The organism is Streptomyces sp. NPDC054794 (assembly GCF_053611585.1).
The window spans coordinates 1-12553 of record NZ_JBSHAQ010000015.1 but is presented as its reverse complement, the minus strand read 5'-3'; the positions used below and the strand labels follow the sequence as shown (position 1 = coordinate 12553).

General features: G+C 69.4%; 10 protein-coding genes. 4 read left to right on the top strand and 6 right to left on the bottom strand.

Features of this window, described 5'->3' with window-relative positions:
* Positions 1 to 54: 54 nt before the first annotated feature.
* Both ACWGKT_RS17610 and ACWGKT_RS17605 read right to left on the bottom strand, forming a co-directional pair.
* On the bottom strand, positions 55 to 741 hold the full coding sequence (locus ACWGKT_RS17610; protein WP_453274347.1) for a YoaK family protein: 687 nt from the start codon (positions 739 to 741) through the stop codon (positions 55 to 57).
* A 175-nt stretch (positions 742 to 916) separates the two neighbouring features.
* Complete coding sequence (locus ACWGKT_RS17605) at positions 917 to 1579, bottom strand: hydrolase (protein WP_235454864.1); 663 nt, start codon at positions 1577 to 1579, stop codon at positions 917 to 919.
* Positions 1580 to 2038: 459 nt separating this feature from the next.
* On the opposite strand from ACWGKT_RS17605, the gene ACWGKT_RS17600 reads away from it, so the two are divergent.
* Positions 2039 to 2440, top strand: a complete 402-nt coding sequence (locus ACWGKT_RS17600) for a VOC family protein (protein WP_453274346.1) — start codon at positions 2039 to 2041, stop codon at positions 2438 to 2440.
* Between the two features lie 74 nt (positions 2441 to 2514).
* Here ACWGKT_RS17600 and ACWGKT_RS17595 read toward each other — a convergent pair whose 3' ends face one another.
* The 3 genes from ACWGKT_RS17595 to ACWGKT_RS17585 all read right to left on the bottom strand — a co-directional run bounded on the left by ACWGKT_RS17595 (position 2515) and on the right by ACWGKT_RS17585 (position 3911).
* A complete protein-coding gene (locus ACWGKT_RS17595) occupies positions 2515 to 2727 on the bottom strand; it encodes a DUF4287 domain-containing protein (protein WP_453274345.1) in 213 nt (70 codons plus the stop codon).
* A gap of 75 nt (positions 2728 to 2802) precedes the next feature.
* Positions 2803 to 2934 (bottom strand): hypothetical protein, encoded by a 132-nt coding sequence (locus ACWGKT_RS17590; RefSeq protein WP_453274344.1) that lies wholly within the window; start codon positions 2932 to 2934, stop codon positions 2803 to 2805.
* Between the two features lie 365 nt (positions 2935 to 3299).
* Positions 3300 to 3911, bottom strand: coding sequence for a DUF3455 domain-containing protein (locus tag ACWGKT_RS17585; RefSeq protein WP_453274343.1), 612 nt, complete (start codon positions 3909 to 3911; stop codon positions 3300 to 3302).
* Positions 3912 to 4881: 970 nt separating this feature from the next.
* Here ACWGKT_RS17585 and ACWGKT_RS17580 point away from each other — a divergent pair.
* Both ACWGKT_RS17580 and ACWGKT_RS17575 read left to right on the top strand, forming a co-directional pair.
* Positions 4882 to 6153 carry an alpha/beta hydrolase gene (locus ACWGKT_RS17580; RefSeq protein WP_453274342.1) on the top strand — a complete coding sequence of 424 codons (1272 nt, stop codon included), beginning with the start codon at positions 4882 to 4884 and terminating at the stop codon, positions 6151 to 6153.
* Between the two features lie 190 nt (positions 6154 to 6343).
* Entirely contained in the window at positions 6344 to 7696 is a 1353-nt protein-coding gene (locus ACWGKT_RS17575) for an FAD-dependent oxidoreductase (RefSeq protein ID WP_453274341.1), read from the top strand.
* Between the two features lie 13 nt (positions 7697 to 7709).
* On the opposite strand, the gene ACWGKT_RS17570 is transcribed toward ACWGKT_RS17575, so the two are convergent.
* Positions 7710 to 8972 (bottom strand): sensor histidine kinase, encoded by a 1263-nt coding sequence (locus tag ACWGKT_RS17570; RefSeq protein ID WP_453274340.1) that lies wholly within the window; start codon positions 8970 to 8972, stop codon positions 7710 to 7712.
* Between the two features lie 765 nt (positions 8973 to 9737).
* On the opposite strand from ACWGKT_RS17570, the gene ACWGKT_RS17565 reads away from it, so the two are divergent.
* Entirely contained in the window at positions 9738 to 12446 is a 2709-nt protein-coding gene (locus ACWGKT_RS17565) for a LuxR C-terminal-related transcriptional regulator (RefSeq protein ID WP_453274339.1), read from the top strand.
* Positions 12447 to 12553: the final 107 nt, after the last annotated feature.

Here is a 12553-nt window from a genome sequence, read left to right as displayed (position 1 = left end):
GAGCGATGGAGGATAGGGATGGGAATGGGAATGGGGATGGGACCGGGGCTTGCGTCAGCCGGCGGGTGAGCCGCGCGGCACGGCCAGGGCGGCGGCAGCGGTACCGCAGGTGCTGGCCAGCAGAGGCCAGCCGAGCCCGGTGTGCTGTACGAGCAGGGCTCCGGCGAACGCGCCGGCCAGCATGGCCAGTACCGAGGCCAGTCGGCGCCCAGCACGCGGATTGGTACCGCCCGCGAGAGTCGAGTCGGATGCCAGTCCGGTCAACGTGAGTGTCAGCACCGTCGTGGTCACATCCGGCACGGCGAGCTTGCGGACCGTCCCGTTGCGCAGGCCCATGGCCAGGGCGATCAGGGCGATGAGCACGTGGACCGCCTGGTTCGCGGTGAAGGCGACGGCGGTGGCCGCGGCCAGCAGCACCATTTCCAGCAGGAGGATCCGACGCAGCCGGTACGACGACGGACGACGGCTCAGTACGGCCCCCAGTCGGCCGGCGATCCCCGCTCCGAGCAGGAAGGCGGCCAGCGACACCAGCGAGCCGAGCACCGAGAAGCCGGGGACCCCGGCGGCGGCGAAGCCGATGATGACGACGTTGCCGGTCATGTTCGCGGTGAAGACATGCCCCAGCCCCAGATAGCTGATCGCGTCGATGAGGCCACTCACGGCCGTCACGGTCATCAGAGCCGGCAGCAGCGGCTCACGACCGCCCGGCGCGCCGGGCGCGGAGGAATGAGGGTGGTTCACTGTCGTTTCCTTCGGTCACGGCCCGTATCCGGTTCGGATTGCTCGCGCCTGCGGACGTGGGCCTGTGCCCTGAGTCGCCTGGCCGGCCCCGGGCCGACCAGGCGCTGCCTCGCTGCCCATGACAGCGGGCCGGCGCCGGCTCCGGGAGTGGTGCCCTCGGGCCGGCGCCCGGCAATCAGCCCGCAGCGTGGGCGCCGATGACGGACTGGGCGTAGACGACACCGAGACCGTAGGCGCCGCCGTGCTCCTTGACGATCTCCATGACGGGCAGGTACGTCTCGGCACGGGCCCAGTCGCGCTGCAGCTCAAGCAGCACCTGGATCCACGTCACCGGCACCGCGCCGGCCCTGCCCATCCGCTCGATGGCGTGCTCGTGGGCCTGCGGAGTGACACCGCCGGAGGCGTCGGCGACCACGTACACCTCGTAGCCCTGTCCGAGCGCGGACAGCACGGGAAGTACGAGGCACACCTCGGTCCACAGACCCGAGATGACGATCTTCCGTCGGCCGGTGGCCTTGATCGCCTCGACGACCGCGCTGTCCTCCCAGGCGTTCATCGTGGTGCGGTCGATGATCTCCTCGCCCGGGAAGACCTCGGCCAGCTGCGGCAGGAGCGGGCCGGAGAACGACTCGGCGGCCACGGTGGTCAGCACCACGGGGACGCTGAACGCCTTGGCGGCCTTCGCCAGGCCCACGGTGGCATTGATGATCGCGGTGCGGTCGCCACTGCCGGTCCCGAAGAACATCTGCGGCTGGTGGTCGACGAACAGCATCACGGCGTTGTCGGGAGTCAGCAGGTCCGGGCTGGGAGCAGCCTTGACGTTGGCGATGTTGAACATGACGGTTTCCTCTGTTTCTGCTGGTACAGGCAGGGATCCACGCCTGGCGTGCTTGGCGGCGGGCCGCCCGAACAGCCGGCCGAGCAGTCCCTGCATTCGGTTCTTGGATGCCGACATCACGGCCTCCTTGGGTGTCGCGCCGGGGTGGTTGGTCCGTCCCCGGGCAGGACGCTCACACCAACCAATCTTGCAAAGAAGAAGTTTCCAAGCAAGAGGTTGAATAATGAACTACATGAGAGGTGCATCACCCACGCATCTGCTCCGACACCTGCCGAGCCACAGCCGTACGGTGCCGGTCACCGTCCCCTGGAACGGTCCCGGGCCCCGATCTCCCATCCAGGCTCAGGCCGGCGGCAGCCATGCGGACCGTTAAGATCGTCGAACGGCATCGCGTGTCGGTCACCGGCCGGGTGAGGCATGGAGGTGCCCGTGAGGTTGCCTTACGGAGGCATTCCACACATGTCAGTCGAGTTGAATCACACCATCGTTCACGCCCGGGACAACCGGGAGTCCGCCGAGTTCCTGGCCCATGTCCTGGGACTCGAGGTCGGGGCCGAGTGGGGGCCGTTCATTCCGGTCGCCACCGGCAACGGGGTCACCTTGGACTTCGCCAACATCCCGGTGGAGTCGATCGTCATGCAGCACTACGCGTTCCTCGTCTCCGACGAGGAGTTCGACGCCGCCTTCGCCCGGATCAGGCAGGCCGGGATCAGGTACTACGCCGATCCGCACCTGAAGCAGCCGGGCGAGATCAACCACCACCACGGCGGCCGGGGGCTGTACTTCATGGATCCGGCAGGACACGGCATGGAGATCATCACCCGCCCCTACGGCAGCCATCAGCCGTCGGCCGCCGCCTGACGTAGCGCCACGAACACTGCGGCCTCCCGTGTGATCACCGGAGGCCGCAGGTCTGTTCGGTCGCAACTCGACGGCTACTGCTTCGCGTCTTCGGCCGAGGTGTGCGCTACGAGGGCGTTGGCGTGGCCGTGGCCCAGACCGTGTTCGGTCTTGAGCCAGGCCACGAGTTCCATGTGCTTGGTGAGCTGCGAGGCGCGGATGAGCTCCTTCCACTCCGATATCGGCCGTCCGTACTTCTCCTCGATCGAAGGGAAGTAGCCGGCCGGGCCCTTCACCGGTGCGGTCATGGTGAGTCTCCTGTCGGTCGGTGCGTTGTGGTGCGTGGTGTCATGTGTGTGCCGTGCGGGCAGTGAAGCGGGGACCTACGGCCGTATGGTGAGGGCCGGGTTGGCCAGGCGGACGGTGAGGGCGGTGAGCCAGAGCAGGCCGAGTCCCGCCCCGGCGGTGAAGGCCGCCACCGTGGCCGAGGAGGCGGCGAACCCGGCGAGGACCACGGGCGGCCCCGAACCGCCCCAGTCGCGGCAGGAGAGGCGGACGCCGTCCGGCCGGCGCAGGCCGAGTACGACGCTGACCGCGTCGACGGCTTTGACTACGACATCGGAGCTGTGCGGGTGCGTGTCGCCTCGGCAAGAGACGAGGCTGCGCTGGCGAACGTTCTCGCCCTCTGGGGGATACGGCCCGATTGCTTCGACTACCCGTGGACCAGCGACGATCCAAGGTAATACGCGGGGTTACCGATTTCGCTACCGATTGCCGATTCTCAACTCCCGATTCCACAACTCGTCGCCCCTCGCAGTTCAGTTGAGCTGCGAGGGGCGACGTTGTGCGCCTTACCTCTTTGGATCAGGCGTCCGCATACTCAGGCCGCTTGACTGCGTCCCCGAGGCGACGCCGGCGTCGGTGTCTGTCGACACAGGCTGACGAATTCGTAGTCGGCCCGGTACGGCACCTCCGTGGTGGGGGTCTTCACAGGGTCGCAGGGGCCGGTCGGTGCGGCCCCGCCGCTGGTGTTCAGACGGCGGATCTTCACCACTTCGGCCAGCTTGCCGGTGGTCCGGCCGGACTGTGTGGCCGTCAGCTCCAGTTCCGGGATGTTGCCCGGACCCCGCGGCGTCTTGCTGGTGACCGTGCCGGTCACGGCGCTTCCGTCCCGGGCGACCCACTGCGGCGGTCCGGAGTTCGGATTGACGAACGAGTGCTGGATGCCGCCCTGGAGGGTGGCGCGGACACCGCGCTGGGTGAAGGCGAAGGTGCCGTCGGCCTGTTGGGTGCAGGCGTAGATCTGCACGCCGGAGATCACGGAGGCGCGGAAGGTGCGTTCGACGGGCGCCGGGGAGCCGTCGGCCGCCACGCCCGTCTGGGACGCGAAGCCGGCACCGGTCGCCGCGGCGAAGCCGCCGGTGACCAGGCCGGCGCCGGCGATGAGCCAGACGAGCTTCTTCTTCCGTGTCGCGGTTCGCTTGCGGGACATACTGATCCTTATCTCGATCGTCACGAATGAAGAGGGGGTGATTTCGAGCCCGCGAAAGCTTGAACTGCATGCTTTTCGGGCGGAATTGCCGAGCTTTTCCGGCCGACACCTTCTTCGCATTCCGCGGCGGATGTCAACCTGGTCGAGGTTTCCCGCGGGGACCGACCGGAAGATCGATCTGCTGGGCGATCTCGTGTACGTGCCGTCCGGGCCAGGCACTCAACTCCCACTGGGCCTCTTTTGCATCCGCGCCGAGAGAAGGTGGTGGTCGGACGCGTGCGACTTCGGTGCCGGGCGACGAAGAATTGCAGGTCAAGGATGCGACGAGGAGTGATTCGGGGTTTCCTGGACAGCCTACCGAAATCTTTACCCGAACTACCGAGATGCCTTACCGAAACCATAGGGCGTACCGGTTCATGGAACTCGTACGACAATGGACTGCATTCGCGCCGTTCGGTGCGGACCATCCGCGTTCGCGCGCTACCCCTGCACGCGACCGAACACTTAGCAACCTTCGGTGGAAGCTGCCGAAGACACCTAGTTCGATATGAGGAGCCCTCAGTCGGCCGTGCGAGTGCCACCGGTACTGACGCCGCCGCTCGGGATGGGCTCCACCGTCCGCGATCCACCAAAGGCACATCCACACCTCATGAAGCTCCGCGCTCCGTCCCCCTCCGCCCCTCTCCCCCGTTCGCGGCCCGCATGGCAGCGGCGCCTCTCCTGCGCCGCCCTCGGTTTGCTGGTCCTCGCCGTGCCTGGGTGCAGCGGCGCACAAGACGGTGCCGCTGCCGCGAAGCCGGCCCCGCCGCCGAAGTCCCTGACGGGCCAGCAATTGCGGTGGCACACATGTCCCGACCCCGCGCCCTCCCAGGGCCCGGGGCGGGCACCTGGGGCGCGATGGGAGTGCGCCACGCTCCAGACGCCCCTCGACTGGGCCCACCCGCAGGGCCGGAAGATCGGTCTGGCTCTGGTGCGTACCAAGGCCCTCGACCACGACAGGCGCCTCGGTTCGCTGATCTTCAACTTCGGGGGCCCCGGCGCTTCCGGGGTCAGCCTCATGCCGTCCGTCGCGGAGGAGTTCGACCGGCTGCACCACAGCTACGACCTGGTCGGCTTCGATCCCCGCGGTGTCGGCGCAAGTCAAGGCATCAAGTGTCTCAACGGGGCTGAACTCGACCGCTACTTCGCCCGGGACACCACACCGGACACGACCGAGGAGCGGGCGTACAACGCGGGCCAGAGGAAGCGGTACGCGGCGGCATGCCAGAAGAACTCCGCGGACGTCCTGCCCCACGTGGACACCGAGAGCTCCGCGCGTGACATCGATCTGATGCGTGAGGTGCTCGGTGACAGGAAGACCTCGTACTTCGGCATCTCCTACGGCACGCTGCTGGGGGCCGAGTACGCCCATCTCTTCCCCGACAAGGTCGGCCGCATCGTCCTCGACGGAGCGGTGGATCCCGCTCTCGGGCGGATCGCGGCAGATCTGCAGCAGACCAAGGGCTTCCAACTCGCGCTGAACCACTGGATGAAGAGGTGTTCGACGAGCAAGGACTGCCCGACGGGCCAATCGGTCACCGCCGGCAACCGCGTGCTCGCGAGCTGGCTGCGCGCACTGGACGCGGGGGGCCTGCCGACGTCGAGCGGCCGGAAGCTGACGGCGGATCAGGCAACACTGGGCATCGCCACGGCCCTGTACAGCGAGCAGTTGTGGGCAGTCCTGACCAAGGGGCTGGACCAGGCCATCCGGCTCGGCCGCGGCGACATTCTGCTCGCCCTGTCCGACCTGTACAACGAGCGTGACGCTAAGGGGCGTTACAGCACCCGCCAGGCGGCGAATTCCGCTGTCACCTGTTCCGACACCGTTGAACGTGTCAGCGACGAGCGGATCACCGAGCTCCTGCCGAAGTTCCGCGCCGCCTCGCCGGTGTTCGGCGAGTACGTCGCGTGGACGATGGGGGCCTGCACCGACTGGCCGGTGCGCGGCAAGTCCGAACGGCTGAACGTAAGGGCGCCCGGTGCCGATCCGGTGCTCGTGGTCGGGGCCACGGGCGATCCCGCCACCCCCTTCGCCAACGCGCAGCGTCTGACACGAGCCCTGGGCAAGGACGTCGGGGTGGAGATCGGTGTGCGGGGTGAGGGCCACGGTGCCTACGCGACCGGCAACGCCTGCGTGACCCGGCTGGTGGACGACTACCTGCTGCGGGACATCGTTCCCTCGCGCGGAACCTTCTGCGAATAGGCGGCGGGGCCGAACAGGCCGCCGGGGAGGGCCCGTGGCCGGTGCCCTCCCCGCAGACAACCCGATGGAAAGTGAGGGCGTCGTCCCGGCGGGACGGCGCCCTCGTACGCCGTCGTACGCCTTCGTACGACTCGTTCGATGGAGAAGTGTGGTGCCAACCGGCAGTTCAACGACGCGACCGCGGCATGTCGTGGTGGTCGGCGCAGGCCCGGCGGGGCTGCTGAGCGCGTATGTGCTCGCGGCGTACGCCGACAACGTGACGGTCGTGGAGCGTGACCGGCTCCCGCGGGACTCCGTGTCCCGTCCGGGTGTGCCGCACGACCGCCATCCCCACGTCCTGCTCAAGGCGGGCAGGGACGCTCTGGAGTCGCTGCTGCCCGGAATGACGCGGGAGTTGCGGGCGGCGGGCGCTCCTTGCCTGGGTCTGCCGTCGGACCTGTTGCAGTGGCAGGACGGCGGCTGGACGTCCCGGTTGCCCGCCACGACGGACATCCACACCGGCTCACGTGCGCAACTGGAGTCGCTCATCCGCACCCGGGTGCTCGCCCATCCCTCGATCCATGTCGTGGAGGGCGAGGTCACCGGTCTGCTGGGCGACGACGACCGGATCTACGGCGTCACGCTGCGCCGGTCCGGCGTACCCGGCGTGCCCCGTACGAACCGGTCGCGCATCGAGGCGGACCTCGTCGTCGATGCCTCGGGAAGGTCCTCGAAGGCGGCCGGGTGGCTGCGCGGGGTCGGCGTGGAGCCCGCGGGCGAGGAGCTTGTGGACACCGGGCTCGCCTATGCCTCCCGTCTGTACTGCAGTCCTCTCGGTACGGGCCCGGGCGGTGCCCCGGCCTGTTATCTGATCCCCGGCCCTCAGCAGCCCACGGGTGCGCTCGTCCTGCCGCTGGAGCACGGCGAGCATCTGGTGGCCCTGACGGGCATGCGGGGCCACGAGCCTCCTGTGGACCCTGCCGGTTTCGAGGAGTTCGCCCGGCGGCTTCCTCATCCGCTGGTCCATGAGTGGCTCCGCTCGGCTGAACCGTGTTCATCGGTGTTCGGCTTCCGGCACACCGCGAACCTGCGCCGTCGCTACGAGAACTCCCGGATGCCGGCCGGATTCCTGGCCGTCGGCGACGCGCTGTGCACCTTCAACCCGGTGTACGGGCAGGGAGTGGCGGCGGCGGCGCTCGCGGCCGTCGCCCTGCGCGACACGCTGTGGAACACCGATGGTGCCCTCGACCATCGACGGATCCAGCGGGCTCTGGCCAAGGTGTACGAGCAGCCCTGGACGATCTCGGCCGGCGCGGACAAGCAAATGCCGGGAGCCGTCGGGAACGCGGCGACACGGACCGCGGCGGAGCGGTGTCTGGGCAGGTACCTGCGACGGATCCAGCGGCACGCGGCGCACGATCCGGAGGTCGGCCGCGCGTTTCGCTCCGTGCTGTCGCTGTCCGAGCCGCTGCATTCCCTCCTGGCACCCTCGATGCTCCTGGCCGCCCTGCGGCCCGAGCCCGCGCTCGTGACCCAACCGCCCACGGCAGTACGGCAACCGTGAGCGGACGGCGGCCTCAGGGGTGGCCCGCGCCGGAGAGGCGCCGCAGTGGAATGAGCGCCTGCACCAGAAAGTCTCCCTGCGGCGTGCTCGTGGTCGTCACCTCTCCCCCCAGGCTCCGCGCCCGCTCGCGCATGCCCCTGAGGCCCAGCCCCCCGCTGCCGGTGGCCGAAGGGTGGCCGTCCGTCCGCTCGGCGCGGCCATTGCGCACCGTCAGCTTCAGGACCTCTCCCTCCGCGGTCGCCGCGACATCGACCTCGGCGCCGGGCGCGTGGCGGCCGGCGTTGGACAGGGCCTCTTGCACGATGCGGTAGAGACCTTGACGCAGGGACGGATCGCACTCCTCGATCCGTGGGTCCACGCGCCAGGACACGCGCATCCCGGCTTCCTGGGCGGTGCCCAGGAGCCGGGCCAGGTCCGGTTCGAAAGGTTCCTCCCCCGCCCGGCTCAGTGCCGGGCGCGGTCCCGTCGCGTCGGCGCGCAGCACCTGCAGCAGGTCCCGCAGCTCCTGCATCGCGCGGCGGCCCAGTTCACCGATGAGCTGCGCGGTCTGTCCGGTGGCGGGCTCGCGGCCGGCGGTGACCTCCAGGACCCCGGCCCTCAGAATGATCAACCCGACGTAGTGGGTGACGGAGTCGTGCATCTCCCTGGCGATGCGGGACCGTTCGGTCAGTACGGCGTTCTGGGCGACGAGTTCCTGCTCGCGCTGCAGCTGTGCCGCGTGCGTACGGAGGCTGTAGATGCGCTGCCGGTGCTCCCGCACGGTGACCGCCACCAGCGCGGGAACGACGACGAAGGGCATCATCTGCCGTATCACCATCTCCTCGAACCCGTGGATGACCGCCAAAGGCCAGCCGATACCGGATTCGGTGCACAGCATCTCCATGAAGTCGCAGACGAAGGAGGCGCACACGCCCACGGCAGCGGCCACGGCCCACGCGTAGCGGCGCTGGGAGATGAGTGTGTAGAAGGCGATGGGGACGGTCATGACGGATCCGGTGACGAAGCGGCCCGCCGTGGCGGCCAGCGCCAGGAGGACCGGCCACCTGCGCCGCGTCAGGATCGCGGCTCCGGCCACGACGTCGGAGCTCACCCAGGCGATGGAGAGCCAGTCCAGGTACGGCCGTGCGCCGGGGACGTCCGGGTCCGTGTCGACCGTGAAGTAGACCAGCAGGGCGTAGCCGACCGCCAGGGCCGACAGGATCACGTCCGTGGTTGTGATCTTCCGCGAGGCGCGGCCGGTGGCTCGCCCGGTGGCGTGTCGCGGTCGCTTGGTCACGGCGGGAAGTTTCATGTGGTCGTCCAGGAGGCCGCGTCATCGGCCCGCGATCGTGTCCTGCCGTTGGGCGGGCTCAAGCTGTTCGGATGGGCTCCTGCGGGACTGCGGCCCGCGCCGGGCACGGTGACGGGTCCCCGCGTCGTGTTCGGCCGTCTCGCGCCTGTCGGCACTGTGCCGGGTCCCGGCCGCCGTGGGCAATGGACGCAGCGTCGCACCGATGGACGGTATGTGCACACCATGTCGATTCGACGCTCCGTCAGGCCGCGCTCCGACAACGCTCGTTCGGCGTCGACCTGTACAGAATTCGAAGGGCTGTCACGATGCGTATACACTCGGTGGAGTCACCGCCTGAAACTGTGTGTGACCATACAGGCGCCAATGAATGCGCCTATGGCCGGAATAGCGAAGGACAGCAGGGTTTCGGAGCCGTGCACGCCCCCCCATGACCAACCCGGTGAATATCACCGACCCCGCAAGAGTCCACGCTCCGGCGCAATATGCGGTGGCATTCTTCTCGTCCACCTGTAGCTCCCCCGTATGTCCTTCACCAGCACCTGAGCCAGCGGACGGCAGCCCCGGTGACAGTCAGTACAGGCGTGAAATCCCTGTGTATCGGCCCGCCGCTGCGGCAGGTGGATTTCACCACGGAAGCCGGGTCGTGGACACCGCCGGCCCACCGAAGCATTGCAACACTTCGGTCCCACGACACTCCGGCGGACCAGGTCCGTACCGATGTCGCCGATGGACCCTCCATAATGAACAACCGTGTTGACAGGAAGACAGCAAGAACTCACGGCCCTGGATGAACTCATATCCTTGCCCGCGCACGGCAATAAGATGCTTGTGCGGGGTGACAGAGGGTTCGGAAAAACGGCGCTCCTTCGCGCTTTCGCCGAAGGAGCGGCGGATCGCGGGGTGCGGGTACTGCGTGCGGCAGGTGACCCCGAGGACCGTGAGTTCGACCTGATCCGTCGCATGTTCGCCTCCTGGGACGGCTCCTCCGTCCTCACGGACGCGGAGGACCTGGTGCGCGCGGAGGAGCGCCTGTGCTCCTCCGGCGAGAGCCCTGCCGTCCTCGTGATCGACGACCTCCACCTCGGTGACAGTGCCTCGTTGCGCCGGCTGGGCCGTCTCCTGCTGCGCCCGCCGGGGTCACGGCCCGCCGTCATCGCCGCACTGGTGCCGAACGCCGGCGCCGCCCCGGGCCGCGAAGTGATCGGTGAGCTGCTCCCCCGCTTCGACCATCAGCTGACCCTGACCCCGTTCGGCGCGGACGAGGTGCGCGTCATGGCGGCGCGGGAGCTGGGCACCGACCCGGAGCCCGCCTTCGTTCGTGCCTGCTGGGAGGCCACCGCGGGCATCCCCTCCGTCGTGCAGGGTGTACTGGGTTCGGTGCGGGCTTCCGGAATCGCCCCCGACGGCTTCACGGCCGCCCGGATCCCGGAACACGTACCCCGGGAACTGGGACGGGCCGTGCTGGCCGACATCGCCACGCACGGCGAGGAGGTCCGCAGCACCGTTCTCGCCGTCGCGGTCCTGTCCGACCAGCCCTCCTTGCCCCTCCTCGCCCGGGTGACCGCACTCGACGAGGGCGCCGTCGAGGACGCGGTGCACACACTGGACCGCCTCGGCATCCTGGTGCACACCCCGCACGGACCGCGCTTCCCCGCCCCCGCGCTGGCCACCGCGGTCGCCAACGAGGTACCGCCCAGCACACGGCGGGAGCTACACACCAGGGCCGCTCGCTTCCTGCTGGACACCGGTGCGCCCTGGGACTCGCTCACCCCGCATCTGCTGCGCGGCTGCCAGGGAGAGCAGTGGGTCACCGAAGCACTGCTGCGGGCCGCCGAAGAGGTCAAGGGACACGACAGCGACAGCAGCATCGCCTGCCTGCGACGGGCGCTGCGCGAGCCGCTGCAGGACGACGTCCGCGCGTCGATCCTCGTCTCGCTCGGGGAAGCCGAGCTGGAACGGTGTGCCCGCACGGCCGTCCGCAGCCTTCGCTGCAGTCTCCAGCTGAGGCTCCCACCCCAGGCCCACGCACGCGCCGCCCGGTCGCTCGCCGCGACCCTCTTCGCCCTCAACCGGTGGCCCGAGGGCATCGACGTACTCCGCGACACCATCGATCACCTCCGGCCTCTCGATCCCGACCACGCCCTGCGGGCCGAAGTCGACCTGCTCTACGCCCAGATCATGCAAGGCTCATTCGAGACGCCGGTACTGGACCGTCTCCAGGAGCTCAGCACCTCACCAGCCCCGGGAGGCGCTTCCGAGCAGGCCCTGGAAGCCCTGCTCGCACTGCGGGAAATCATGACCGGCGGCACGGCCCGGCTCGCCGTCGCCCACGCACAGCGGGCCCTGGCGCACGGCGTGACACCGAGGGACGACCAGTCCTACGTGTACACCAGCGCGGTGCTGGCCCTGGCAGTGGCCGGCCGTCCGGAAGTCGCCCTCTCCCGCGTCGAGGCCAGCATGGAGCGGCAGCGGGGCAAGGGCTCCGGACTCGCACGGGGATACGTGCACACGCTCAGGGCAGGAGCGCACTACCGCCTCGGCAACGTGGACGACTGCCTCCGTGACGCCCGCACGGCGGGGGAGGCACTGCGCAGCGTGGGCGCGCACACGCAAGCGAACCACGGCGTGGCGATGGCGGCCGATGCCCTGGTCAAGCAGGGACATGCCGACGACGCCGACCGACTGCTGGAGCAAAAGGGCCTCAACGGGGCTCTGTCACCACTGTGGGCGAACGACTTCACGACCCTGGTGCGCGGCAGGGTACGACGCGCGCAGGGGCGGCTCCGTCAGGCGCTCGCCGACTTCCTGGACAGCGGGGAACGATCCTGCGCCCGTGCTATGGGACACCCGGCCATCATGCCGTGGCGCTCGGAAGCCGCGTTGACACACGCCCTGCTGGGCGAGCACGAGCAGGCACGTCGGCTCGCCGACGAGGAACTCCGGCTGGCTCGCGCCTGGGGGGTGCCCGAGACGATCGGATCCGCTCTGCGCGCGGCGGGAGTCATCGCCGGCGGCGACGAAGGCACCCGGCTGCTCGGTGAGGCGGTGGCGCTCCTGGAGACGACGAACTGCCGGCACGCCTACGCGCAGGCCCTCCTGGACTGCGGCATGTCGCTCGTTCGGCAAGGGGCGCCGGACGCGGCCCGCACTCACCTGCAGCAGGCCCTGAAGGTCGCCCAGCGGTGCGGGGCGACGGCCATCGTCCGGGAGGCCGAGGAGGAACTGCTCGACAGCGGCTACCGTCCCGCACCCCAGGGCGCGAAGGGCGTTCAGGGCGCGGCGGCGCTGACCCAGGCCGAGCGGCGCGTCGCCCTGCTGGCCGCGCAGGGCCGGACGAACAGGGCGATCGCCGAGGAGCTGTTCGTGGAACTGCGCACCGTGGAACTGCACTTGAGCCGCACCTACCGGAAGCTGGGCATCACCGGTCGCGCGGGACTGGCCGACGCCCTCAGCGCCTGAGAACGAAAAGATGCGGTGCCGGACGGCGATGAACGCCGTCCGGCACCGTAGTTGGGCCCCCGCGGGGGAGCCCTGAAGACCCCCAGGCCCCGGCGGCACCCCCCGAC